The sequence below is a fragment of the Nonomuraea sp. B10E15 genome, from assembly GCF_039871615.1.
Classification (GTDB): Bacteria; Actinomycetota; Actinomycetes; order Streptosporangiales; family Streptosporangiaceae; genus Nonomuraea.
Map to the genome: position 1 here is coordinate 1,061,086 of NZ_JBDPMB010000001.1, position 25,454 is coordinate 1,086,539.

Annotated in this window: 23 protein-coding genes; 20 read left to right on the forward strand and 3 right to left on the reverse strand. The window is 72.3% G+C overall.

Annotated elements, in window-relative coordinates:
• Positions 1–61 precede the first annotated feature (61 nt).
• The 12 genes from ABGB14_RS04840 (at position 62) to ABGB14_RS04895 (ending at position 13,741) form a co-directional block, all read left to right on the forward strand.
• Entirely contained in the window at positions 62–487 is a 426-nt protein-coding gene (locus tag ABGB14_RS04840) for a MarR family winged helix-turn-helix transcriptional regulator (RefSeq protein ID WP_347642300.1), read from the forward strand.
• 162 nt (positions 488–649) lie between these two features.
• The gene (locus tag ABGB14_RS04845; RefSeq protein ID WP_347642301.1) at positions 650–1,354 is read left to right on the forward strand and encodes a hypothetical protein; all 705 of its coding nucleotides are present in this window, start codon (positions 650–652) and stop codon (positions 1,352–1,354) included.
• Positions 1,355–1,609: 255 nt separating this feature from the next.
• The gene (locus ABGB14_RS04850) at positions 1,610–2,326 is read left to right on the forward strand and encodes a VOC family protein (protein WP_347642302.1); all 717 of its coding nucleotides are present in this window, start codon (positions 1,610–1,612) and stop codon (positions 2,324–2,326) included.
• A 30-nt stretch (positions 2,327–2,356) separates the two neighbouring features.
• Positions 2,357–3,661, forward strand: a complete 1,305-nt coding sequence (locus tag ABGB14_RS04855; protein ID WP_347642303.1) for an MFS transporter — start codon at positions 2,357–2,359, stop codon at positions 3,659–3,661.
• A gap of 38 nt (positions 3,662–3,699) precedes the next feature.
• Positions 3,700–4,743 carry an FAD-dependent monooxygenase gene (locus ABGB14_RS04860; protein WP_347642304.1) on the forward strand — a complete coding sequence of 348 codons (1,044 nt, stop codon included), beginning with the start codon at positions 3,700–3,702 and terminating at the stop codon, positions 4,741–4,743.
• An 83-nt stretch (positions 4,744–4,826) separates the two neighbouring features.
• Entirely contained in the window at positions 4,827–5,525 is a 699-nt protein-coding gene (locus ABGB14_RS04865) for a hypothetical protein (RefSeq protein ID WP_347642305.1), read from the forward strand.
• Between the two features lie 151 nt (positions 5,526–5,676).
• A complete protein-coding gene (locus tag ABGB14_RS04870) occupies positions 5,677–6,336 on the forward strand; it encodes an ATP-binding cassette domain-containing protein (RefSeq protein WP_347642306.1) in 660 nt (219 codons plus the stop codon).
• 67 nt (positions 6,337–6,403) lie between these two features.
• Entirely contained in the window at positions 6,404–7,306 is a 903-nt protein-coding gene (locus ABGB14_RS04875; protein WP_347642307.1) for an ATP-binding cassette domain-containing protein, read from the forward strand.
• Positions 7,303–10,287 carry an FtsX-like permease family protein gene (locus ABGB14_RS04880; protein WP_347642308.1) on the forward strand — a complete coding sequence of 995 codons (2,985 nt, stop codon included), beginning with the start codon at positions 7,303–7,305 and terminating at the stop codon, positions 10,285–10,287. The genes ABGB14_RS04875 and ABGB14_RS04880 overlap by 4 nt, the downstream gene beginning before the upstream one ends.
• 291 nt (positions 10,288–10,578) lie before the next feature.
• The gene (locus ABGB14_RS04885; RefSeq protein ID WP_347642309.1) at positions 10,579–11,484 is read left to right on the forward strand and encodes a sugar ABC transporter permease; all 906 of its coding nucleotides are present in this window, start codon (positions 10,579–10,581) and stop codon (positions 11,482–11,484) included.
• Entirely contained in the window at positions 11,481–12,320 is an 840-nt protein-coding gene (locus tag ABGB14_RS04890) for a carbohydrate ABC transporter permease (RefSeq protein ID WP_347642310.1), read from the forward strand. Before ABGB14_RS04885 ends, ABGB14_RS04890 begins: the two co-directional genes overlap by 4 nt.
• A 26-nt stretch (positions 12,321–12,346) precedes the next feature.
• Entirely contained in the window at positions 12,347–13,741 is a 1,395-nt protein-coding gene (locus ABGB14_RS04895; RefSeq protein WP_347642311.1) for an ABC transporter substrate-binding protein, read from the forward strand.
• A gap of 104 nt (positions 13,742–13,845) precedes the next feature.
• Here the strand turns inward: ABGB14_RS04895 and ABGB14_RS04900 are convergent, their stop codons facing one another.
• Positions 13,846–14,964: a histidine kinase gene (locus tag ABGB14_RS04900; RefSeq protein ID WP_347642312.1), complete on the reverse strand. Its 1,119-nt coding sequence runs from the start codon at positions 14,962–14,964 to the stop codon at positions 13,846–13,848.
• A 167-nt stretch (positions 14,965–15,131) separates the two neighbouring features.
• Between ABGB14_RS04900 and ABGB14_RS04905 the strand changes: the two genes are divergently transcribed.
• The 6 genes from ABGB14_RS04905 (at position 15,132) to ABGB14_RS04930 (ending at position 21,321) form a co-directional block, all read left to right on the forward strand.
• Entirely contained in the window at positions 15,132–16,361 is a 1,230-nt protein-coding gene (locus ABGB14_RS04905; protein WP_347642313.1) for a DUF418 domain-containing protein, read from the forward strand.
• Between the two features lie 198 nt (positions 16,362–16,559).
• Positions 16,560–17,753 carry an FAD-dependent oxidoreductase gene (locus ABGB14_RS04910; RefSeq protein WP_347642314.1) on the forward strand — a complete coding sequence of 398 codons (1,194 nt, stop codon included), beginning with the start codon at positions 16,560–16,562 and terminating at the stop codon, positions 17,751–17,753.
• A 106-nt stretch (positions 17,754–17,859) separates the two neighbouring features.
• Positions 17,860–18,783 carry an RNA polymerase sigma-70 factor gene (locus ABGB14_RS04915; protein WP_347642315.1) on the forward strand — a complete coding sequence of 308 codons (924 nt, stop codon included), beginning with the start codon at positions 17,860–17,862 and terminating at the stop codon, positions 18,781–18,783.
• Between the two features lie 88 nt (positions 18,784–18,871).
• Complete coding sequence (locus tag ABGB14_RS04920) at positions 18,872–20,098, forward strand: cytochrome P450 (protein ID WP_347642316.1); 1,227 nt, start codon at positions 18,872–18,874, stop codon at positions 20,096–20,098.
• 321 nt (positions 20,099–20,419) lie between these two features.
• On the forward strand, positions 20,420–20,785 hold the full coding sequence (locus ABGB14_RS04925) for a hypothetical protein (protein WP_347642317.1): 366 nt from the start codon (positions 20,420–20,422) through the stop codon (positions 20,783–20,785).
• 89 nt (positions 20,786–20,874) lie between these two features.
• Positions 20,875–21,321: a DUF2690 domain-containing protein gene (locus ABGB14_RS04930; protein ID WP_347642318.1), complete on the forward strand. Its 447-nt coding sequence runs from the start codon at positions 20,875–20,877 to the stop codon at positions 21,319–21,321.
• A gap of 192 nt (positions 21,322–21,513) precedes the next feature.
• On the opposite strand, the gene ABGB14_RS04935 is transcribed toward ABGB14_RS04930, so the two are convergent.
• Positions 21,514–22,296, reverse strand: coding sequence for a GNAT family N-acetyltransferase (locus ABGB14_RS04935; protein ID WP_347642319.1), 783 nt, complete (start codon positions 22,294–22,296; stop codon positions 21,514–21,516).
• A 254-nt stretch (positions 22,297–22,550) separates the two neighbouring features.
• Here ABGB14_RS04935 and ABGB14_RS04940 point away from each other — a divergent pair, with 254 nt between their 5' ends.
• Together ABGB14_RS04940 and ABGB14_RS04945 are read left to right on the forward strand one after the other, a co-directional pair.
• A complete protein-coding gene (locus tag ABGB14_RS04940) occupies positions 22,551–23,681 on the forward strand; it encodes a histidine kinase (RefSeq protein ID WP_347642320.1) in 1,131 nt (376 codons plus the stop codon).
• On the forward strand, positions 23,669–24,322 hold the full coding sequence (locus tag ABGB14_RS04945; protein ID WP_347642321.1) for a response regulator transcription factor: 654 nt from the start codon (positions 23,669–23,671) through the stop codon (positions 24,320–24,322). Before ABGB14_RS04940 ends, ABGB14_RS04945 begins: the two co-directional genes overlap by 13 nt.
• Before the next feature lie 15 nt (positions 24,323–24,337).
• Here the strand turns inward: ABGB14_RS04945 and ABGB14_RS04950 are convergent, their stop codons facing one another.
• Positions 24,338–24,994, reverse strand: a complete 657-nt coding sequence (locus ABGB14_RS04950) for an alpha/beta hydrolase (RefSeq protein WP_347642322.1) — start codon at positions 24,992–24,994, stop codon at positions 24,338–24,340.
• Positions 24,995–25,454: the final 460 nt, after the last annotated feature.

Here is a 25,454-nt window from a genome sequence, read left to right on the forward strand (position 1 = left end):
GAGTCAGAGGGACCACTCGATGCCCACGGACGGCCCGACCGTCGATCAAGGTGTGCGAGAGATGATCCTGCTGATGCCGCGGCTCATCGCGCGGTCCAAGCGCATGCCGGTTCCCGAGCAGCTGCAGGACTTCGCGCTCACGCCGCGCCACCTGTCGCTGCTGGCTCTCCTGCTGCACGACGGCCCGGCCACGGTCAAGACGCTGGCGGAAGGGCTGGAGGTCGCCTCGACGACGGTCAGCCTCATGGTCGGCGACCTGAGCCGCAAGGGCATCCTCGCCCGGCACGAGGACGAGCGCGACCGGCGGCGGACCATCGTCAGCATCACCGACGAGCACCGCGGGGCGATCGAGGGCTGGCTGGCCGCGGGTGCGGACGCGTGGCGGACCGCGCTGGAGCCCCTGGCTCCCTCGGAGCGGCAGCTGGTCATCGACGCGCTGCTCACCTACGAGCGCGAGACGATGAAGCGCACCCGCCAGCCCGACTGACCGGCGTCCGCAGGACCCGGCCCTCACCACCGCAGGAAGCCGGGCCAAAGAGCCGGCAAGGGCGCGGCGCCGGAGGCCGGAGACCGAGAACCGAGCCCATCGAACCGGCATCTAATGTCTCGTGATCCATATGACACTTCGTCTGCCGGCCGCCGGCTCGGCATGACCGGCGTGCGGGAGGACAGCAGGGCGTTCCGGGCGGCACGCCGTGCCGGCATGCGCGGGGCGCCCGATCCCACCTCGGCACTCGGCGTCGCGGCCGTCGCCACGGGACTGCTGGTGTACTTCGTGACCATGATGGTGTCGGGGCAGGGCGACGGGTCCCTCACGCCCGACTCGGTGGTCTTCATCCTCTTCCCGGCGGTGCTCGCCGCCATCACGGGGACCTCGGGCGTGCGCGAGGCCTCCGTCAGGCTGAGGATGCGGCGGGCGTGGCGGCGCGCGAGCCGCGGGGAGGCGGTGCGGGGTCTCACCGGTGTGGCGCTGCGACGTGGCCGGACGGTGGCGGGCTACCCGGTGCGTACCGTCGTCGCCCGGGTGGACGGGCGCGCGCAGTACATCCGTCTGGCGTTCGCGCGAGCCGACGACGCGGCGATGTTGCCGGCGGGCTCGGTGCAGGTCGATCTGTTCGACGGCCCCTCGGTACGCGGCCCGGCGCGGCTGCGCCCGCGCCACGGAGGCGTGGTCTGGGCGTTCGCGGCGCGGAACGGCGATCTGGCCGTGACGGAGGAGACGCGCTACACGTTCGAGAACGGCTGGCCGGATGAGGGACAGGACGGCTGGCCGGACAGCGGCGGGGACGCCGAGCGCCATTCGGGCTGGCCCGGCGGCTCCGACGGCGACGGCGACGGCGACGGCGGAGAATAGCCCGGCGCGACGGCGGAGGCCGGAGCCGTGCCGGCGGACCCCTTCGGGCGGAGGCCGTGCTCCGCTGCCGAACAGCGTCAGCGACTGAAACGGAACGCTCTTCCGGGAAATGGGGACCGTGTTCCGATCGGCATACGATCCGCCGGCGAATTCCGCGAAACCTGTGAGCGCGTTGACGGCGTGCCGGCGAGGGCATTAGGTTTGCTTTCAAACCTGATTTGATTTTGGTGTCATCGGACCACCTGGAGGCCCCACATGCCTATGTACGATCTCGACCACGTCACCCTCGGCGTACGTCACCTTTACGAGAGCGCGGAGCGGCTGCGCCGCGAAACCGGGCTGCGCAGCCACGAGGGAGGGTGGCTGCAGGTCATGCCCACCGCTCACCGGGTCATCCCGCTGCCGGGCGACGCCTTCATCAACGTCGAGTCGGTCATCGACCACTACGCCGAGCTGCCCCCGGGGGTCGGCGCGTTCCGCACCTGGTTCGAGCAGACCACCCGGCAGGCCGACCACTGGATGACGTGGAACCTGCGGGCGCGCAGCTACGCCGACCTCGAGGAGGTGGCACGCCGCCTCGGCGGGGAAGTGGTGACCTCCCAGGGCGCCCAGCACCCCGACGGATCGTCCGCGACGACGGTCATGGCGCCCGGCGACGCCGGGATGACCTGGGCGCGCGGGCTGCCGAACTGGTACTACCACGAGGACATGAGCGGGCACCCGGCGCGCAGGGCGCCGATGACGCACGAGCGTCCCCTGGTCGCGGTCGCCTGGCTCGAGATCGGCAACGATCCCGCCGAGGTCGAGGAGCACGTGGGCAAGGAGACCTTCGACGCGCTGCCGCTGCGGTTCGTCCCGGGCGGTCCCGGCCTGCACGGCGTGGGCCTGCGCACCGAGGACGGGGAGGAGATCGCCGTCCGCGCCGCCTCGGGAGCGGCCGGCCTCGCCGAGTTCGCCGCCCGCGCGAGCTGACGGCAAGCGGGCCGGGAAAGGTGATGCCGCGTGGCCTGGCTGCGCACGTTCTGGCGAGGGCTGCCGACCGAGGGGCGGTGGCTGCTCGCGATCATCGCCGTGCAGACGCTCGGGCGCGGCCTCACGCTCCCCTTCACGATCATCTACCTGCGCGAGGTCCGCGGGTTCGACCTCGGCGTCGCCGGAGCGCTGATGTCGCTGGTCGCGATCGCCGGATTCGTCGTCACCGTCCCGAGCGGCTCGCTCGTGGACCGGTACGGCACCCGCGCCGTCCTGATCGGCGGGCAGGGCGCCATGACGGCCGGCAGCGTGCTGCTCGCGTTCGCCACCGGGCCCTGGACAGCGGCCGTCGCGCTCGTCCTGATCGGGCTCAACTTCGGTGCGGCGCTTCCCGCCTTCAACACGCTGATCGCGGCGGTCGTCGACGGAGACGTGCGGCAACGGTTCTTCGGCGTGCACTTCGCGCTCATGAACGCCGGCATCGGCGTGGGAGGCGTCGTCGGCGGGCTGTTCGTCGACGTGGACGTCCCGGCCACGTTCACCACGATCTACCTCGCCGAGGCCGCCGCCGCCCTGGTGCCGATCGTGGTGCTGCTGGGACCGCTCAGGAACGTGCGCGGGCCCGACCGGCGCGACCCGGGACCGCGTGCGGCGGCGCCCGGCTACCGCGCCATCCTCAGGCGGCCGCCGGTGCGCTGGCTCGCCGCGCTCACCTTCACCGGGGTCCTCGTGGGGTACGGCCAGTTCCAGGCCGGCGTGCCCAGCTTCGCGCGGGAGGTCGCCGGCGTCTCCACCAGCGCCATCGGCGTCGCGTACGCGGTCAACACCGCGATGATCGTCGTCCTGCAGCTGCCGGTGCTCGCGCGGATCAGCGGCCGCCGCCGCACCAGGGTGATGATCGTGATGGCGGGTTCGTGGGCCGGGGCGTGGCTGCTGCTCGGCGCCGCGGGGTCCGGGCTCGGCAGCGCGGTCGCGACCGCCGGGCTCCTGGCCTTCATGGCGGTGTTCGCCTTCGGCGAGACCCTGCTGCAGCCAACGGTTCCGGCGGTCACCAACGACCTGGCCACCGACGACGCCCGCGGCCGGTACAACGCGCTCAACGCGGCGGCGTTCAACGGCGGGGCGATGGCCGCGCCGGCGCTCGCCGGCCTGCTGCTGGGCCTCGACCTGGCCGCAGCGTACGTCGGCCTGATGGTCGTGGGGTGCCTGGCGCTCTGTGCCATGGCGCTCGCCCTGGAGAGAAGAATCCCGCCGGCGGCCAACGGGATGTCACGCCCGGGCGACCGCGTGGCGTCCCAGGCCGAGGAAGAGCAGAGCAGGAGCACCGGCGCGTGAGCCGGGGTCCGACCATAGGACTGTAGGACTGTGATCGAATGAAACGAGCTGTCATCGTCGGCGCCGGCGTCGGCGGGCTGACGACCGCGATCGCCCTGCGAGCGATCGGCTGGAAGGTCTCCATCTACGAGCGGTGGCCCGAGGTCGTCGCCGAAGGGACCGCGCTCGGCATCCAGCCGGACGCCCAGGCCGGGCTGGCGAGCCTGGGGCTGGGAGCCGACCTGCACAAGCGCACCGTCCCCTACCGGCAGGCCCAGGTCCGCAGGCCTGACGGCAGGCGCCTGGCCGGCCTGCCCCTGGAACGCATCGAACGGCGAGCGGGGACACCGGTCCGGATGTTGTCACGAGCCTCGCTGATCGAGATGTTGCTGCGGCAGGTGGACCCCGCGACGATCAGCACAGGCGTGGAGATCACCGACCCCTCCGCCCTGCGTGTCTGCCACGACCTGGTGATCGGCGCCGACGGGGTGCGCAGCACCGTCCGCCAGGCGTTCTTCGGTGATGAGACCCGGCCGCGCTACGCGGGCATCGTCGCGTGGCGCGGCGTGATCGAAGGGTACCAACCCCCGCACTACGGCGAGACGTGGGGACACGGGCAGATGTTCGGGATGACGCCGCAGGCTCCGGGGGTGACCAACTGGTACGCGGCCGTACGGGTCCCTGAGGGGAACGACGAGAGCCTCGACGACCTGCGTGCCCGCTTCGCGAACTGGCACGATCCCATTCCCCGCGTGCTGGCGGAGGCGGACGACGGAGCCGTGCTGCGGCACGAGGTCCACGAACTGGCGCCGCCGCCGGCGTCGTACGTGAAGGGAAACGTGGCGCTGATCGGCGACGCGGCGCACGCGATGGCGCCGGCCCTGGGACAGGGTGCCTGCCAGGCGCTGCTCGACGCGATCGAACTCGCCGACCGCCTGCACGCGTCCGCGGGCGACGTGGCGCGGGCACTGCGTTCCTACGACGCCCGGAGGCGCCCGGCCGCCCAGCGCATCGTCACCGCGTCGCGCTGGATGACCCGCGTGGCCGTCGCCGGCCGCCTGACGGGAGCGCGCGACCTCCTGATGCGCCTGCTGCCCGCCTGACAGCGGCCGGGGACGCTCGGTTAAACAATCGTGGACTCTGTGCCATCGACGTCCGCCGCACGGGTGCGTGAAGATCGTTTGCCATGTTCATCACCCATGACCCCGCGGTCCCGCGACGGGCGCTGGCAGGCGTTCTGAGCATGGCCGCCGCCCTCACGGTCGCCGGCTGCGGCGCGCTCCAGCCTTCGGCCGAGAACCGGGCACCGGCGCCTCCGGCGCGCGAGTCGGCGGCACCCGCCGAGACGGAGGAGAGCGAGCCGGCCCCCCAGGAAGCCACGGAGCAGGAGAGCACCGAGCAGGAGACCGGGCGGACGAGCGCGGAGACCACCACGGAGACCACCACGGAGACCACTGCGGCGGGCACGCGGCTCAAGCTCGGCGAGCGCGCGGTGGTCCCGTTCAGGAAGGGCACGATCGGCGTCACCGTGACCGCCGTGGAGAAGGGCGACCCGGCCGACCTCGTACGCGAACGCGGCCAGCAGGCCAAGGGCATCACGCCCTACTACATCCGCTTCACCGTCGAGAACGTGGACGGCACCGACCACTCCTACTCGTCGGGCCCCAGCCTGTCGCTGGTGACCGCGGACGGCAGCGGCACCGGCGCGATCGTCACCGGCGGCATGCCGGGCTGCGAGCGCGAGAGCGCGCCCAGGGACTTCGCCACGGCCGGAGCGACCTTCACGTCCTGCAGGCTGGGCGGCGCCAGGACCGGCATCGCGATCGCCGGCGCCAAGTTCGACGACGACGACTACCGCGACAAGCCCGTCGTCTGGCGGCGCTGAGCGGGCTCGAAGAGCTTTCCGGCTCACCCGCCGATCCACCCGAGCCGTACGGCCCGGCGCGTGGAGGCGGGCGGCGTGGCCGACTCGCAACCCGGTCGCGTCCTCCCCGCCGTTGACGTGGATCACCGGTCGGGAGGATGATCCGCGGGTGGTGCCTGGACCGACACTCGCCTGCCGCGCTCTCAGCTGCCGGGCGGGCGGGCGTACGATCGTCGAAGACCTCACCCTCGAACTGGACCGAGCCGAGCGCGTGGCGCTGATGGGCCCGTCGGGGTCCGGCAAGACCACGTTGCTGACCACGCTGGCCGGGCTGCTCCCGCCCGCCGCCGGCCGGGTCCTGGTGCGCGGCGTGCCCCTCGACGAGCAGCCGGAGCTGAGGGCCGGGCTGGCGCTGGTGTTCCAGTCGTACGGGCTGCTCAGCCTGCTCACCGCCGCCGAGAACGTCGAGGTGGCGCTCAGGGCGTCGGGGCGGACGCCGCGCGAGGCGGTACGCCTGGCGTCGGAGGCGCTGGCGCGGCTGCGGGTGTCGAAGTTCGCCGACCACCTGGTCGAGGAGCTGTCCGGCGGGCAGCAGCAGCGCGTCGCGGTGGCCAGGGCGCTGGCGTTGCGGCCCCAGGTGCTGCTGGCCGACGAGCCGACGGCCGAGCAGGACGAGACGCACCGCGCGCTCGTGCTGGACGAGCTGCTCGCGGCGACGGACGACGGCACCACGCTGGTGATCGCCACGCACGACACCGAGGTGGCCGAGCGCTGCGACCGGGTGATCGAGCTGCGCGCCCGGGCCCACCGGCAGTCGAGGAGCGCCCTGTGAGCGCGGCGGGCACCCATGAGCCGTGCCCGTCCATGAGCCGCGACCGCGGCACCCGGGAGGGCCGCACATGAGCGTCGTCAGGTGCGACGGGATCGTGCAGATCTACAAGGCGCAGGACGTCGAGGTCGTCGCGTTGCGCGACGTGGACCTGACGATCGAGGCGGGCGAGACGGTCGCGCTGCTCGGACCCTCTGGCGCGGGCAAGTCGACGCTGCTGTGGCTGCTGGCCGGGCTGCTGCGCCCGAGCGCGGGCCGCCTGTGGCTGGACGGCACCGACGTGGGGCGGCTCGACCAGCGCAGGCTCGACCGGTTGCGGGCGGCGCACATCGGCATGATGGTGCAGAACCCCGCACGCAACCTCATCGGCTACCTCTCCGCGGCCCAGAACATCGCCTTCGCCCAGCGCGCCGTCGGACGTGCCCGCCGCGGCGCCGGCGCCGTCGACAGCGCCGGTCACAGCGCCGGTCATAGGGCCGGTCATAGGGCCGGCCATGGGGCCCGCGTCCCTGCCCGCCGGCGTGCCCGCGACCTGCTGGCCCGGGTCGGCCTGGCGGACGCGGGCAACCGGCCGGCCGGGCGGATGTCCGGCGGCGAGCAGCAGCGCCTCGCCCTCGCCGTGGCGCTGGCCAACGCGCCCAGGCTGCTGCTGGCCGACGAGCCCACCAGCCAGCTCGACGAGGAGTCGGGCACGCGGGTGATCGAGCTCATCAAGGACGTCGCCGCGGCCGACGGCACGACCGCGGTCGTGGTCACGCACGACACCGCGGTGAGCGAGGCGCTGAGCCGTACGGTGACGATCAGGGACGGCCGGGTCGGCGCGGAGGGCAGGCGCGGCGAGGACTTCGTGGTCGTCGGCCGGGAGGGCGCCGTTCAGGTGCCGCCCGAATACCACCACCTGCTGCCGCCCGGTTCCATGGCGCGGATCGAGACGCTCGACGACGGCATCGCGCTCAGGAGGGCGGAGCCGTGATCCTGCGCGGCCTCTGGGAACGCCGTACGCTCTCGCTGGTCGTCCTGCTGATCGCGATCGTGCCGATCGCGTCGGCGGCCGTGGGGCCGATCTACTCGGCGGCCGCCCGCACGACGATCGCCAGGGACGCGGTGAAGGCGGCGCCGCTGGAGGGGCGCGGCTGGCGGTACACGACCACCCAGGGCGGCATCGAGGCCAAGGTGGCGGCGTTCACCGCGGGCGCGGACTTCACCGGCCCGCCGGTGCTCGGGATGGAGGCGAGCAGCGGCCGGCCTGGTGACCGGCGCGCGTTCTCGCTGGTCTGGCAGGACGGGCAGTGCCGGCACCTGCCGCTGGTCGAGGGCAGCTGCCCGGACGCGGCCAAGGAGGTGATGGCCAGCCAGGCGTCGGGGTTCAAGGTGGGGGAGAAGATCAGGCTGTCGGCCGTGGTGGACGTCGAGTACACCCCCACCGGGCGGAAGCCGGCGTCGCTCACCGTGGTCGGGATCTACCGGCCGGGGCCGGCCGGCGACCCGTTCTGGTTCGGCAGGACGTTGTTCTCGCCGACAGGGGAGCCGAGCCAGGACAAGGCCGACGCGCTGTTCACCGTGCCGGAGACCCGGCTGGAGACGTACAACGTCTCCGGCGGGCAGGGGGAGGAGGGCGGCTGGACCGACTACGCCGTCGTCTCCATCGTCGCGGACCGGCTGGAGGGGACCGACCTCGCGAAACTCGCCGCGATGCAGGCCACCGCCGAGTCCACGGGCCGGACCTCGGGCGACATCGTGTTCTCCCGGGTGGCGGACACGGTCAGAGCCGTGACCGCGGGCGCCGGCGCGCTGGGCGTGCCGACGCTCCTGGTGATCGCGCAGGTGGTGGCGCTCGGCTGGATGTTGCTCTTCCAGACCGTGGGCGACCTGGTCAGGGCGCGCGGCGCGGAGATCGCGCTGGCCCGGCTGCGCGGGCACGGGCGGGCGCGGGTGTGGTTGTTCGCGCTGGCCGAGCCGCTGCTGCTGCTCGCCGCCGCCGTGCCGCTCGGGCTGCTGCCCGGGCACGCCGCGGCGGGCGTGATGATCGGCGCGCTGCTGCCCGCGGGCATCCCGGTGACCTTCCCGCCGGAAGCGGCGCTGGCCGGCGTCGCGGCGATGCTGGGCGGCGTGCTCGCGGCGGCGATGGCCGCCTGGCGTACGGCGACGCGGCCGGTCACCGAGGAGTGGCGGCGCACGCCCCGCCGTACGGCCCGCGGCTGGGTGCTGGACGCCGTGGTCCTCGCGGTCACCGCGGTGGGCCTGGTCGAGCTGCTGGCCACCGGTCTGATCACGGACGTGTCGGGGAGCAGTTCGGGCGCGCTGGCGGTGCCCGGGCTGATCGCGCTGGGCGTGGCGCTGCTGGCCGCCCGGGCGCTGCCGGTGCTGACCAGGCGGCTGTTCCCGGTCACCAGGCGGCGCGGCGGGCTCGGGCCGTTCCTGGCGCTGCGGCAGGTGGCTAGGGGGCCGGTGACCGCGGGCAGCGTGATCGTGCTGGGAGCGGCGTTCGGGCTGGCCACGTTCGCGGTGTCGGCGTGGAGCGCCACGTCGGGCGACTACGCGGAGACGGCGCGCTTCCACAACGGCGCGGCCACCGCGATCACGGTCCGGCCGGTCGAGCCGAGCAGGCTGATCGACGCCGTGGCCGCCGCCGACCCCGGCGGCCGGACCGCCGCGCCGGTGATCAAGGTGCCGGGACCGCCGCAGCTGATCGCCACGGACCCGCAGCGGCTGGCCGCCGTGGGCGCGGCCTGGCGGCCCGACCTGGCGGCCGGCGCGTCCCTGGCCCAGGCCGCCGCCAGGCTGCCGACCCCGTCCGAGCCGCGGGTGTGGGTGCGCGGCGACAGGTTCCGTGCCGAGGTGAAGCACGACCGGCCGCCCGAGGGCTGGACGATGAAGCTGTTCGTCACGTTCCGGGTGCCCGGTCAGCTGCGGCCCGCCCAGCTCCCGCTCGGCGACCTCGCCGGACGCTCCGGCGTGCACGAATGGAACCTGCCGCCGGCCTGCCGGCAGGCCCGGTGCGAGCTGCGCGCCTTCCGGGGGCAGCCGGTCCCGCCCGAGCAGTTCGAGGACCCCGCGTTCGTACGGGTGACCGTCACCGGGATGGCGGTACGCGATCAGGGCCGCTGGCGCTCCCTGGCCATGCCGCGCTGGGACGCCGACCCGGGCCGGCGCGACGGCACGTTCGCGATCACCATGGTCGACAACCAGACGCTGCGCCCCGCCACGTACGACGAGCGGCCGCCGGCGGTCGCGGTCGGGGACATCGGCACCCGGGTGGTGCCGGGGCTCGACAACGCCTACGCCGGCCCGGTGCGCACCGTCGTGGCGTCCGCCGCCGCGCCCGGCCTGACCGACGCGGGCGTCCTGGTGAACCTGGAGCAGGCCGACCGGATGGCGTACGGCGTCCACGACAAGGCCGCGTACCAGGTGTGGACCGGCCTGACCGACACGGCGGCGCTGGAGCGCGAGCTGGAGCGGCAGGGGTTGTCGGTGGTGTCGCGGCGGCACGTGGCCGACCTGACCGCGTCGTTCGCCGGGCAGGGGCCGGGGCTCGCGCTGTTGCTGCTGCTGGCGTCCGCGCTGGCGGCGGCGGCGCTGGCGCTCGGGCGCACCGTGCTCGCGCTCCACACGTCGGCCAGGAGGCGCGGGTACGAGCTGGCCGCGCTGGAGGCGTCCGGTGCCAGGGTGGCGGCGCTGCGGGTGGCGCTCCTGCTGGAGCAGGTGATCACGATCGCGGCGGGCACCCTGGCCGGGCTGCTGGCGGGGCTGGTGGCGGCGCGGGTGGCGCTCGGCAGGATCCCGCAGTTCACCTCGCCGCCCGTCACGCCGCCGCTGCCGCACGAGGTGGCGGCGGTGCCCGTCGTCCTCGTCGCCGGCGCCGCCCTCCTGATCAGCCTGCTGGCCGCGGTGGTCGTGTCGGAGCTGCTGCTGCGCGGCATCCGCGTGGAGCGCCTGCGCGAGACCCCCACCTGACGGCCGGCCCGCGCCGCTCCATGACGTCGAGTTCGGCCGCGTTCCCGAGGGTCGAGGGGCCGGCACCCCGGCTGCCCCCGCCGCCGACGCGTGAGGGCGCGCCGGCCCGGCCTCGCGCGCGCCAGCGTACCCGTATCGCCCGACGGTGGTGGCTGCCGCCGCGGATAACGTTCCGCGAACGTTCATCATGCGCTTCGGTCCCCAGGACTACCGAAACAGGTCCTGAGTAGGAAGAATCCAGCGAGCACGAAGATAACCTCCCAGGTTGACGGAAAGTGAGACTGCGCGACGATGGAAGCTCGCACCATCAGGCAACGGGGACCGACGGGCGAGCGCCGGTTGTCGTTGCTCTATCTGGCGCCCTCGCTGATCATTTTTGCCATCTTCGTCTTCTATCCGCTGGGCAGGACGTTCTACCTGTCCACGATGGGGACGGACATCATCGGGCGGGCCAACAAGTTCGTCGGGCTTGACAACTTCGCGGGCATGTTCAGCGACCAGGCCTTCTACAAGGCGCTGGGGACCACGGCGCTGTTCGCCCTCTTCACCGTCGTCCCGGCGATCGTCGGCGCGCTCGTGGTCGTCCTGCTGCTGGAGTCGCGCATCAGCGGGCAGCGGATGTTCCGTACGGTGTTCGCGCTGCCGTTCGCCTTCTCCGTGGCCACCGCGTCGGTGATCTTCGCCCTCATCTACAACCCGGCCGTGGGCATGGCCAACGGCATCCTCAGCTACGTCGGCGTCGACCGGATCGGCTGGCTGACCGAGCCGGACCTGGCCCTGATCTCCATCTCGATCACCACGGTCTGGATGACGCTCGGCTACAACGTCCTCGTGCTCTCCGCGGGCGTCGGCGCGATCCCCACGGAGGTGGTGGAGGCGGCCAGGCTCGACGGCGCGACGGGATGGCGGTTGCACAGCCGGATCACCGTTCCCATGCTCTCCCCCCAGCTCTTCTTCCTCATCGTGATCTCCACGATCCACGCGCTGCAGAGCTTCGGGCAGATCCACATCCTCACCAAGGGCGGACCCGACGGCGCGACGTCCACGCTGGTCTACTGGATCTACGAGAAGGCCTTCAGCTACGGGTCGTCGGACTTCGGCACGGCCAGCGCCGCGGCGATCGTGCTCCTGGTGGTCGTCCTGGCGTGTACCGGCATCCAGTTCGGTGTGCTGGAAAGGAGAGTCCACTACCGATGAGCACCACCTCCTCCTCGGTCGCGAGCAAGATCGTTGTCTATCTCGTGCTCATCGTGTGCGCGATCCCGGTGGTCTTCCCGCTCTACTACGCGTTCATCGGCGGCATCATGACGCCGAGCGACCTGGCCAGCTATCCGCCGAAGCTGCTCCCGACGGGGATCGACCTCGGCAACTACGGCTCGGCGCTCGACACCATCCCGCTGGCCAGGCAGTACCTCAACTCGGCGATCCAGACCGGCATCGTCACCATCTGCCAGCTCCTGTCGAGCGTCCTGGCTGCCTACGCGTTCGCGTTCCTGCGGATGTGGGCCAAGACGGCGATGTTCGCGCTGTTCATGGTGACGCTCATGGTGCCGTGGGAAGCGATCATCCTGCCCAACTACCTGCTGATCTCGGACCTGGGGCTGACCAAGGGGCCGCTCACCTACCTCGGGCTCACGCTGCCCTTCCTCGCCCACGCCTTCGGCACGTTCCTGCTGCGGCAGTCGTTCCTGCAGTTCCCGATCGAGGTGCGGGACGCCGCCGTGATGGACGGATGCGGCCACCTGCGGTTCCTGTGGCGGATCCTGCTTCCCCTGTCGAAACCGGCCATCGCCGCCGTCGGCGTCTACGTGTTCATGACCACGTGGAACCAGTACTTCTGGCCGTTGATCCTCGGCAACGACGACCAGTACAAGACGCTGCAGATCGGCGTCTCCATGTTGAACGACGCCGAATCGTCCAGCCCGACGCTCATCCTGGCCGGGGTCACCCTCGCGCTGCTGCCCACCCTCGTACTCGTGATCTTCGGGCAGCGCTTCATCATCCGCGGCCTCACCGCAGGCGCGGTGAAGTAATCGTGAACAAGAAACGGAGTTCCCAGATGGCACGACCCCGATTTCGGCGTACGCGCGACGGGCTGGTGGTCACGGCCGCGCTCTCCCTCGCTCTGACGGGCTGCGGTGGCGACGCCGGCTCGGGCGAAGGCGGCGAGGCCGCCACGGCGCCCGGCGCGGACGCGATCACCGAACCGATCGAGATCGAGTTCTGGCACTCGATGAAGGAGAAGAACGAGCTCGCCATCAAGGCCATGGTGGACGACTTCAAGAAGGTGAACGACAAGATCACCGTGAAGCCGGTCTTCAAGGGCGACTACGACCAGATGGTCGTCGCCTACAAGCAGGCCGTACAGCAGGAGGCCACGCCCCCGCTGGTCCAGATCTACGACATCGGCTCGCGGTTCATGTACGACTCCCAGCAGGTCGTCCCGATGTACAAGTTCATCGAGCAGGACAAGTTCGACCAGAACGCGAACATCGAGCCCAACATCGCCAGCTACTACACGATCAAGAACAAGCTCTGGTCGATGCCGTTCAACTCCTCGGCGCCGCTGCTCTACATGAACGCGGACGCCGTGAAGGAGGCCGGGCTCGACCCGGACAAGCCGCCGGCCACGCTCGACGAGGTCGGCGAGTGGGCGAAGAAGCTCACCGTCAAGGAGGGCGGAACGGTCAAGCAGTTCGGCTTCAACGCCGCGCTCTACGGCTGGTTCGTCGAGCAGCTGACCGCCCAGGACAACGCCGAGTACTGCGACAACGGCAACGGCAGGAACGGCCTGGCCACCAAGGTGAACTTCGGCACCGGCGCCGGGCCCAAGTTCGCCCAGTGGCTGGGCGACCTGGTGAAGGAGGGCTACGCCACCAACACCGGCCGGCCGACCGACCAGGCCCAGAACGCGTTCAAGACCGGGACGATCGCCCTGCACCTGGAGTCGACCTCCGCCCTCGGCGGCTACACCGAGGCCGCGAAGGGCAAGTTCGAGCTGAAGACCGCCCCGTTCCCCAAGGTGTCCGACTCCTCCAGCGGCGGCACGATCATCGGCGGCGCCTCCCTGTGGATCAACGCGGCGGGGCACAGCGACGCGGAGAAGCGGGCCGCCTGGGAGTTCGTGAAGTTCTCCAACACGCCCGAGCAGCAGGCGAAATGGCACGAGGCGACCGGATACGTGCCGGTCAACCCGCAGGCCAAGGCGAACGACAACCCCAACTTCCAGGTCGCGGTGACGCAACTGCGCGCCCAGCAGCCGTCGGCGGCCACGTCGGGCTGCCTCCTCGGCGTCATGCCCGAGGCCAGGAAGGCGGCCGAGGTCGGCCTCGAGCAGGCCGTGCCCGCCGGGGAGGGGCAGGAGCCTCGCACCCCGGCCGAGCAGGCGATGCAGAACGCCGCCGCCACGCTGCAGACGCCCATCCAGAAGTACAACGCCAACGTCGAGCAGTGACGGCAGGGGCGGGCGTCCACCGCAGGACGTCCGCCCCCCAGGCTCGGCGGCCGTCCGGGCCCCGCGGCGCCCGGACGGCCGCGCGCCGCCGGGCGGCGCTGTCGTCAACGCCGGTGCGGGAACGCCGCCGCCGTCAGGAACTCCCCGCCGTCCTGGCGGACCGTAAGCTCGCCTCCGTCGGCGGCGAGGCGTTGCTCGAGGGCGGCCAGTCCCCGCAGCTCGGGCAGCGGCGCCTGCTGGGCCCCGTCGTTGACGACGGTGATGCTCGACTCCGACAGGGTGATCCGCACCCGCGTCGCCTGGGCGTGGCGCAGGATGTTGGTCGTGGTCTCGCGCAGAACCTGGCCGAGCAGCTCGCCCGCGGCCGGGTCGACGTCCGCTTCGCGATCGACGCGCACCCGGATGCCCGCGGCCTCGAAGAGGTTTCTCGCGTTCTCCAGCTCCGCGGAGAGGTTGAGCCGCCGCTGCGCGTAGGCGAGCTCCTTCGTCTGGGTGATGGTGTCGCTCACCAAGGCGTGGATCTCCCGCAGCTCCTGTTTGGCGCGTTCGGTGTCGCTGTCGACGAGTTTCCGGGCGAGCGCCGTCTTCAGCTTCACCACGTGGAGGGTGTGGCCCTGGATGTCGTGCAGGTCGCCGGCGAACCGGACGCGCTCGCGGATGACGGCCAGCTCCGCCTCCCGCTCCCGTGCCTCCTCCAGCTCCGTGACGACGTCGTAGAAGCGCTTGTTGGGGAACCTCAGACCGATCAGCGCCGCGGTGACGCCCGTGGGGATGAGGACGTACGGGATCAGCACGGCGGAAACGTCGTGCGCCCCTGGCAGCCTCAACGCGCCCACCACCGCGATGTAGGCGGTCAGCGCGAAGGCCGCCGCGCCCCGGTGACGCGGCAGCTGAGGGACGACGAAGGCGCCCACGCAGGAGAGGGCGAAGAACGCCGCGCTGCCGTCGATCACCAGCACGGAGAAGGGCCACACGGCCGCGGCGACGACCAGGCAGGGGAGCGCGACGCGCAGGACGTCGCCGGCCGCCCACTGTACGAAGGCCACCAGGGCCGCCACCACGCCCGCGCCCAGGACGAGGATGTCCCACCACGAGCGGGCGTCCGTCGCCACCACGAGCGCACCGGCGGCGACGAGCATCGGCAGGAACATGGTGAGGTTGAGCCTGCGCAGTTGCCCGCGCGCGGGTTCGGACTCCTCGGAGACCGCGTTCGTCGGGCTCACTGGTCCTCTCCTGGTGGCCGGGCGCCGGTTCGCGTGCTCCATCATTCTGCCTGCCCCGCGGCGTCACCAGTGACATCACGTCATGACTTCACCTGCGGGAATGTCACGGCCAGGTCGTGACATGGGCTCACTGGCAGATGAGCGCGGCGACGGCTGAGATCGACGGCATGTCCTCGACACCCCATACCGGCCCGCCCTCGAAGCCCGCCGCCGGAGCCCCGCCGCGCCCGACCCCGATGGCGGAACGGGTTCTCGCGCCGGACCTCGCCCGCGGCATGATGCTGGTGCTCATCGCGCTGGCCCACGTGCCGTGGTTCCTCTACGAGTCACCGGCGGGCACGATCATGCTGCACCCCGTCGACGGGAACCTCGCGGACAGGATCGCGCAGGCCCTGACCCTGATCGTCGTGGACGCCCGTACGCACACCATGTTCGGCTTCCTGTTCGCCTACGGCATCGGGCAGCTGTACGCCCGGCAGAGGTCGCGCGGCACGAGCCCGGAGCAGGCCCGCCGGCTCCTGCGCCGGCGGCACCTGTGGATGCTCGTCTTCGGCGCGGTGCACGCCGCCCTGCTGTGGCAGGGCGACATCATCGGGATGTACGGCCTGATCGGGCTCGTCATGGTGCCGCTGTTCCTCGGCCGGAGCGATCGCACCCTCGGGATCTGGGTGGGCGCCCTGCTGGCCCTGGGCGCCCTGGCCGCGGCCGTCACGACGATCATGGCCCTGGCGGTCCCGGGCGGATCCGCGGCCGTCGCGGCCGAAGCGCAGCGGATCAGCATCGCCGAGCCGGCCTACCTGCTCTCCGCCGCGATCCGCGTGGCCCAGTGGCTGGCCCAGCTGGTCTCGGGGCTGGTCACCCTCGCCCTGCCGGCGGCGTTCCTCATCGGGGTCCTCGCGGCACGGCACCGGATCCTCGAGGAGCCGTCCCGGCACCTGCCGCTGCTGCGGCGGGTCGCGGTGCTCGGCATCTCGGCCGGCTGGCTCACCGGAGCGGCGCTCGCCCTGCGGCACGTGGGCGTCCTCGGCCTCCCCTCCGGGGCGGCGCTGTCCGCGCCGCACTTCTACACCGGCATCTTCACCGGGGTGGGCTACGCCGCGCTCTTCGGCCTCGTCGTCCACCGGATCGCCGCGTGCGGCACCCGGGAGCCGCTGCCGGTCCGTGCGCTGGTGGCCCTCGGCCGTCGCTCCCTCAGCGGCTACCTCGCCCAGTCGCTGGTGTTCGGGCCGTTCCTGGCGGCCTGGGGCCTGGGCCTGGGCGCGCACCTGTCGAGCTGGTCGGCGGCACTCGTGGCCCTCGGCACCTGGCTGCTCACCGTGGCGGCGGCGTTCCTGATGGACCGCGCCGGCGTACGCGGTCCGGCGGAGACGCTGCTGCGCGGGCTGACCTACCGCTGATCCCGGACGGTGACCGCGGCGCTGCGGGGCCACCCGTCACCGAGCCGTCCTTCCGGCGTGCGGGGCGGTCAGGGCCCGGAAGCAGTCGTGCACGTCCGGGAGGCCGCGAGCTCCCGGAGTGATCTGTCTCACACCAGGTCACACCGGGGGAGCGGGTGGTGTCCTATGCCCGAACCCCTCTCGGGATGAAGGAGCACCATGACCGAGAACGCCCAGGTCGTTGTGATAGGCGGCGGATATGCCGGCGTCCTGGCCGCCAATCGCCTCACGCAGCGCGACGACGTGACGGTGACCCTGATCAACCCGCGCCCGCGTTTCGTCGAGCGGATCCGCCTGCACCAGCTGGTGGGCGGGTCCCACAGCGCGGTCGCCGGCTACCGCGACGTCCTGGCGGAGAAGGTCAGGCTGGTGGTCGACACCGTGACCCGGATCGACGCGGCCGGGCGCCGCGTGATGCTGGCGAGCGGCGACACGGCCGGTTACGACTACCTGATCTACGCGGTGGGCAGCGGCAGCGCCGACCCGCGTGTGCCGGGAGCGGCCGAGTTCGCCTACCCGATCGCCACCCTGGAGGAGGCGCGGCGGCTGCGGGAGAACCTCGGCGCCGCGCCCGCCACGGCCGCGATCACCGTGGTGGGAGCCGGTCCGACCGGCATCGAGACCGCCGCCGAACTGGCGGAGGCCGGCCGCGCCGTCACCCTGGCGTGCGGCGGGGCGCTCGGCCCCTACCTGCACCCCCGTGGGCGGCGCTCCGTCGCCAGGCAGCTGGCCAAGCTCGGCGTCACCGTGCTCGACGGCCCCGGCACGACGGTGACGGCCGTGACCGGCGACGCCGTGCGGCTCGGCGACGGCCGCGAACTGCGGAGCGACGTGACCATCTGGACGGCCGGCTTCGGCGTGCCCGACCTGGCCGCACGCAGCGGGCTGAGCACCGACGCCCTGGGCCGGCTGCGTACGGACGAGACGTTGACCAGCGTGGACGACACGCGTATCGTCGCGGCCGGCGACGCGGCGGCGCCGTCGGACCTGCCGTTCCGGATGAGCTGCCAGGCCGCCGTCCAGCTGGGCCCGCACGCCGCCGACACGGTGCTCAGCCGGATCGCGGGCGGGCGCCCCGCGCCCCTGGCCATGGCGCTCGTCTCGCAGTGCATCAGCCTGGGGCGCCGGGCCGGCATCATGCAGCTCGCCCACAGGGACGACGTCGCGATGGGCCTCCACATCGGCGGCCGCCCCGGCGCGATGCTCAAGGAGTCCATCTGCAAGGGCATCCTCTGGCAGCTGGCGAACCAGGCACGCAGGCCGGGTTCGCTGAACTTCCCGAGCTGGGCCAAGGACACCAAGCGCGGGCAGGCACTCGCGGCCAGGCGCGGCGATGCGACGGCCATCCGCTGACCGGTCCCGTTCCCGGCCGCCGGGGGCGGCCGGCCGGCTACCAGCGAAAGGACCTTACCGTGGTGAACAGACGCGAGCGCCTGCCGCGACGGAGAGGAGTCGAGGCATGAGCGACCACACCACTGATCCGGCGACCGAAGCCTTCGTCACCCATCGCAATCTGCTCTTCACCGTCGCCTACGAGATGCTCGGGTCGGCGGCCGACGCCGAGGACGTCCTCCAGGAGACCTGGTTGCGGTGGGTGAAGGCCGACCTCGCTCAGGTGCGCGACCAGCGCGCCTACCTGGTCAGGATCACGACCAGGCAGTCGCTCAACCGGCTGCGCACGATGACGCGCCGCAAGGAGGCCTACGTCGGTCCCTGGCTGCCCGAACCGCTGCTCACCGCGCCGGACGTGGCCGACGACGCCGAGCTCGCCGAGAGCGTGTCGATGGCGCTCATGCTCGTCCTCGACACGCTCTCACCGACCGAGCGCGCCGTCTTCGTCCTGCGCGAGGCCTTCGACGTCGGCTACGACGAGATCGCGGCCGCCGTCGGCAAGAGCCCCGCGGCCGTCCGCCAGATCGCCCACCGCGCCCGCCGGCACGTCAGCGCCCGGCGCCCGCGCGAGGGGGTCCCTCCGAGCAAGACCCGGGCGGCTCTGGAGTCGTTCCAGCGCGCGGTCGAGACCGGGGACCTGCAGGGCCTGCTCGACGTGCTCGCTCCTGAGGTCGTCCTGGTGGCCGACGGCGGCGGCGTCAAGCAGGCCGCGATGCAGCATGTCATCGGCGCCTGGAAGGTGAGCCGCCTGATCGTCGGCGGCATCGGCAGGTACGACGGCACGATCACCACCGCTCCCACCGTGGTCAACGGCAACCCGGCACTCGTCCTGCGCCTGGACGGCGAGCTCGACGGCGTGCTGACGATCAGCGTCGAGGACGCCGCCGAGGAGGGGACCGGGTACGGGGCCCGCATCACCGGCCTCTACTACGTCCGCAACCCCGAGAAGCTGACCCGCGTCGAGTCCGAGACCCTGCTCACCCGGCGATGAACACCGGCCCGCACGTGACGCCGGCGGGCGAGCAGGCGTTCGCCCTGCCCGCCGGGCTCGATCCGATCCGACTTTTGAGAGGTCATCGATGACGAAGGACGCACCGGGCGATCTCGCCGGCGTGCAGCTGCCGGTCGAGCGGGGCTGCCCGTTCGCGCCGCCCGCCGCCTACGAAGGGCTGCGCGAGCAGGCGCCGATCAGCAAGGTCCGGCTGGTGAACGGCGCCGAGGCGTGGTGGGTGTCCGGGCACGCGGAAGGCCGAGCCGTTCTCGCCGACCGCCGCTTCTCCTCCGACCGGCGCAAGGACGGCTTCCCGATCCTCAACGTCGACGCGGCGACCCTGCGCCAGTTCCGCAGCCAGCCGCCGCTGATGGTCGGCATGGACGGCGCGGAACACGCCGCGGCGCGGCGCCCGTTGATCAGCGAGTTCACCGTGCGGCGGCTGGCCGCGCTGCGCCCGCGGATCCAGGACGTCGTCGACCGCTTCATCGACGGCATGCTCGCCTCCGAGCAGCGGCCGGTCGACCTGGTGCAGGCGCTGTCGCTGCCGGTGCCGTCCCTGGTGATCTGCGAACTGCTCGGCGCGCCCTACGCCGACCACGACTACTTCCAGAGCCGCACCGCCGTGGCGGTGCGCCGGACCTCGTCGCCGGAGGAGCGGCAGCGGGCCTTCCTCGAACTGCGCGCCTACCTCGGCGAACTGGTCACCCGCAAGGAGGCCGAGCCGGGCGACGACCTGCTCAGCCGGCAGATCGCCCGGCAACGCCAGGACGGCGCCGTCGACCACGCGGCCCTGACCAGCATGGCCTTCCTGCTGCTGACCGCCGGGCACGAGACGACCGCGAACATGATCTCGCTCGGCGTGATCGGGCTGCTCACCCACCCCGAACAGCTGGACCTGATCAGAACCGATCCGGCCAGGACACCCATGGCCGTGGAGGAGCTGCTGCGCTTCTTCACCATCACCGACACGGTCACCTCGCGGGTGGCCACCGAGGACGTGCGGATCGGCGGGGCGGACATCCAGGCCGGCGAGGGAGTCGTCATCTCCAGCCTGTCGGCCGACTGGGATCCCGCCGTGTTCGAGGACCCGGAGGCCCTGGACGTCGAACGCGAGGCCCGCCACCATCTCGCCTTCGGGTTCGGCCCGCACCAGTGCCTCGGGCAGAACCTCGCCAGGACGGAGCTGCAGATCGTCTTCGACACGTTGTTCCGCCGCATCCCCACGCTGCGGCTCGCCGTGCCGGTCGAGGAGCTGCCCCTCAAGACCGAGTCCATCATCTACGGCGCCCACGAACTCCCGGTCACCTGGTGAAGTGCCGGCGCCGCGCGCCTCGGTCGCCCGTATCGACGCGTGCGGCGCCAACGGGAATACACCCGAGTAACGCGCTCTCGGCCGTCATGAGCAGGCGCCCATTGTTTTTCCAATAATTCCTCATCGGGCTGCTGAGCTGCTGTTTCATTGTCCAAGCCGATGGCTGGACATTGTTTGGACAATTCTCAGACGAATGGCGCTTGCCGCTGCCCGAGCGGGCCCGGCATAGTCGGAACCGTTCCCCCCTTACTCCGGTACGGCGCCGTGTTGCGTGCTGTGCCGTACCGGCGCGATTTTCTCGTGGAAAGAAAGGATGAGAACGTGAATGGCAAGAAGCTGACCACGGCCCTGGCGGGCTGCGGCGCCGCGCTGGCGCTGCTGTCCGCGCCCGCCGCGGCGGGGACGGTCACCGCCGCGGCGGCCGCCGCCCAGGCGGTCCAGCGGGACAGCACCGCCTGCATCAAGCCCAGCGGGAGGAAGACCAACTACTCCTGGAAGAACGGCAACTCCTCCACGACGGTCTACTTCAACAACCACTGCTCCCACCGGGTGTACGCCAAGGTGCACTTCAAGGGCCCCGCGGGGACGAGGACGGAGTGCCTCGCCACGAACGGCGGCACCAACGGCAAGAAGAAGTTCCGCAAGGGCCTGGCCGAGGACCTCACCAACATCAGCAAGAACTGCTGACGGCCGGGGTCCATGATCCCCGGCAACCCTTCACCACAAGCTTCCCGGGCGGCCCCACGCCCGCCTCACCATGAAGGAGTCCGTCCGACATGAAGATCCACGTAGCAGCGGCCGCGGTGTCCGTCACGGCGATCTCGACGCTCCTGCTGGCCGCGGGACCGGCCAGCGCCCACCCGTACGACGGGAAGGACCCCTACCGGAGCGGGTGCGCCGCCTCCAAGGTGTACACCGGCGAGAAGGCCTCGCTGAAGAACGAGATCGGTGACAGCCTGGGCACGATCCGGCTCTACTACTCCCGCAAGTGCGGCACCAACTGGGGCGAGGCCAGGGTGTCCAAGCACGCGACCGGCCAGATCACGGTCTTCACCAGCTCCAGGAGCCGGTCCTTCACCTACCGCGCGGGCAACGGCGGGCACCACTGGGGCAACATGGTCTACGCCCCGAGCGGCGTCTGCGCCAAGGCCTCGGGCAGCGTGACGAACGGGATCGGCCGCACCAACAAGGGCAGCGGCACCACGGGCAAGGCCTGCGGCTGAGACGGCCGCGATAGCGGACGTGCTCGGTCCGGCGCCGGAAGCCCACACTCTCGTAGAGGTCGTACGACCGGTAGGGGTTCGACGTGCCGGTGTACAACCGGGCGGTCTCGGCTCCGTGCTCCCGCAGGCACCGCAACCCGTCCAGCAGCAGGGCTCGGCCGAGTCCCTGACGTCTCGACCCGGCCCGGACGCTCAGTTCCTCGACTTCGCCCACCGTTGCGTGGTCCCGCCGGCGGACGGAGCACAGGACGACGCCGACCATGCGGTCCCGGCCCAGGCGCCCCGCCAGCAGGCGGGGTCGGCCGTGGCGACGAAGCTGTCGAACGTCCACGTCCCGGTGAAGGCGGCATCCGCGTACGCGTCGGTCACGGTCGTCCATGCCGCGTGGAAGTCGTCCGGTCCGACGGCGCCGAGCCGGACGCCACCCGGCACGCGGCTGCCGCCGGGCAGGTGACGCAGGTCCGGCAGAACCAGCTCCACCAGGCTGAAGACACGCCGGTATCCGGCGTCGAGGAGCAACGCCGTCGCCTCATGTTCGTGAGCCGTGGCGTTCGCGCCGAACACGGCCGTCCGCGTGGTGCCGTGCTGTCGCACGAGCCGGCGGATACGGGTTTCGGCCCAGCCGAGCATGGCCGAGCCCACGCCCCGGCCCCGGTGGCCGGGCAGCAGATAGCCCCGGTGCAGGTATAACCACGTGCCGTCCTGCTCCTCCCACCACGTGATCGTCGCGTGGCCGACGACATCACCGCCGTGCTCCACCAGGACCTGGTTCTCGGACGCGTTGGTCAGCGTGGCGCAGGAATCCGCGATCTCGGCTGCTGTGGGAAGTCCCTCGACCACCGATCGGGCGTCGATCCGATCCTGTGCCGCGCAGCCCCGCCGCACGGCGGCCATCGCGCCGTGGTCCTCGCCGCCCGCACAGGGCCGGAAGAGGTAGCCGGGCGGCGGCTGCGGCGATGCGAGCCCGTCGTCCACGCCGAGACCTCCCTGTGCCTGGTGCTGTCGAGCGTAGGCCGTGGCCGGCGTAACGGACACCCGCGAGGATGCGCCGTGCGACGGCTGCACGGCCCGGCCCCAGGAAACCCGGCTCTCCCGCCTGACGGAGAGGTTCATGCCGCCGGCCCGGTCCGCCGCATCGGGCGCGCGTCGCGCCCTCTCCTCCACCGGTGGGGCGCGGGTCCGACTTTGGTAGGTGACGGCTCCGCCGTACCGGAGATTAGCCTGGGCCGGTGAACGAGACCCGACCCCCGCACCTGGCCGCGGTCGCCGGAGTGCTCATCGTGATGGGCGCGCTGACCGCGGTGTCGTTGTGGAGCCTGGCGGGCCGGCCCACCTGGGGGATGGACCTCGCTCTCGCGGCGGTGAGCGTGGGCGCGGCGCTCGCCCAGCTGCGGTGGCCGGCGTCCGGGGCGCTGGCCGCCACCCTCCTGGCCACCCTCTCCCCGGTGGCCACGCCCGCGGCCTCGATGGGGGCGCTGCAGGTGGCCCAGCGCAGGCGCTTCCCGGTCGCGGCGACCGTGACGGGGGCGGGCATCGCGGCCCACGTGGTCCAGGGGCTGTGGCGGCCGAACACGGGCATCTCCTTCGGCTGGTGGCTGCTGCTGATCTGCGTCGCCTACGGCGCGTTGCTCGGCTGGGGCGCGTTCGCCCGCTCCCGCCGCGCCCTGCTGGAGTCGCTGCGCGAACGCGCCCACCGCGCCGAGGCCGAGCAGGGCCGGCGGATCGCCGAGGCGCGCATGGCCGAACGCCGCCGGCTCGCCAGAGACATGCACGACGTGCTGGCCCACCGCCTCTCCCTGGTGGCCACCCACGCGGGGGCCCTGGAGTTCCGCCCCGACTCCTCCCCTGAACAGCGCGCCCGGGCCGCCGGCGTGATCCGCGCCGGCGTGCACCAGGCGCTGGAGGAACTGCGCCAGGTGATCAACCTGCTCCGCGAGCAGGACGACCGGACGGACGACCTGCAGCCCCGGCCGGGCCTGACCGACCTGCCCGGCCTGATCACCGACGCACGGCAGGCCGACCAGGCGGTACGGCTCCACGAGGAGGTTGCCGACGTCGACGCCCTGCCGGCGGCCGCGTCGCAGACCGCGTACCGCGTCGTGCAGGAAGGGCTGACCAACGCCCGCAAACACGCCCCGGGCCAGCCGATCGAGGTGCTGCTGCGCGGCACCCCCGGCACGCCCCTGCTGATCGAGATGCGCAACCCGCTGCCCCCGGCGGACGCGGCCCCCGTCGCGCCGGGCAGCGGGCTCGGCCTGGTCGGGCTCACCGAGCGGGTACGCCTGGCCGGCGGGCAGCTGGACCACCAGAGCACCGGGGGTGAGTTCCGGCTTCAGGCCCGGCTACCATGGCCCGCGTGATCCGCGTGCTCCTGGTAGACGACGACGCCCTGGTCCGCGCCGGCCTGTCCATGATGCTCGACGGCGCGGCCGGCATCTCCGTCGTGGCCGAGGCGGGCGACGGCCAGGAGGCCATCGCCGCGACCGACGCCCACGCCCCCGACGTCGTCCTGATGGACCTGCGCATGCCCCGCGTGGACGGCATCACCGCGACCCGCCGGCTGCGCGCCCGCGCCCGGCCGCCCGAGGTGATCGTGCTGACCACGTTCGACACCGACGAGAACGTCCTGCACGCGCTCCGCGCGGGTGCCGCCGGGTTCCTGCTCAAGGACACCTCGCCACCGCAGATCGTGGAAGCGGTCACCCGGGTCTCGGCAGGCGACCCGATCCTGTCCCCGGGCATCACCAGGCGGTTGATGGAGCGCACGGTCGCCCAGGCCGGGGCGTACGAGCAGGCCCGCGCCGCGCTGGCCGCCCTCACCCCGCGCGAGCACGAGGTGGCGGTGGCGATCGGCCAGGGCAGGACGAACGCCGACATCGCCGCCGACCTCGCCATGGGCATCACGACGGTGAAGGCCCACGTCTCCAGCATCCTGACCAAGCTCGACCTGGGCAACCGCACCCAGATCGCGCTGCTCGCCCACGACGCGGGCCTCACCTGACCGGAGCGGGCGGCCTCACGGCCGGACCTGGACCAGATAGCCGGCCAGCTCGGCCGGGCGTGACAACATCACCATGTGGCTGCCGGGCATCTCGTCCGGGGTGATGCCGAGCCGCTCCTCGACATGGCGGCGCACGAAGCCGGGCGTGAAGAAGCGGTCGTCGCGGCAGAGCAGATATCGCGTCGGGACGTCCGGCCAGGCGGCCAGCGGCCAGGGCTCGCCACACGCCCGCTCCATGCTCATCGTCTCGGCGAGCGCGCCGTCGTGGGCCAGCACCCGATCGGCCAGCTCGCGCGGAACGTCGTGCAGGTAGAGCTCGTGCTCGTCGTCGATGTCAGGCGAGACCCAGCCGCTGCGTTCCCACCAGTCGTCCGGCGGCTCGCCCGGGCTCGGGATCATGGCGGTCACCAGCACGAGCGCCGCGGCTCCTGTGCGCGCGCAGACGAGCGGGCCCACGAGGCCGCCCCACGAGTGGGCCACCACCACGAGGGGCCGCCGCTCGCCGGCCGCCCGGACGACGGCGTCCGCGTAGTCCCAGAGCCCTGCCCCCGGATCGGACATGGGCAGGTCCACCGCGATCGTGTCATGGCCGCGGTCGCGGAGCTCGGCTTCGACCAGGTGCCAGTCGAAGGCGCTGCCACCGCCGCCGTGGATGAGAGCGAAGGTTGTCATGACCGTGGTGACCGGCGGGGGCGCGAAAACTCATCGTCCGGGCGTGCCCCACCTGGCGAGGTGGCGGGTGATCGTGCTCGTGGCGGGGACGTCGGCGGACAGGAACCGGCCCGGACCAGGCGGGCGGCGTCGGACCGGTGCACGGCGGGCCGGCGGTGGTGTCCCTCGCCGGGGTAGGCGCAGGCTCCGCGCCGCCGGGCGGCCCGCGCGACGATGGCGACGAAGCCGTGGTCCTCCTCGCCGTGGACGGCAGGGGCGAAGCGGACGGGGACGACGCGTACGCCGCGCGTCGTACGGATTCCGGCGGCTGCTATGGTGTAGGGCACTTGTGACCGGACGAGGAGACCAGACGTGGCAGGTGACGACGACATCTCCGGGTGATACCGGAGAGTGACGGGCCCCGGCAGGCGCTATGACCGCCGCCGACGTGGCCCCGGTCGTCGTTCCCGAATCCCTGTCC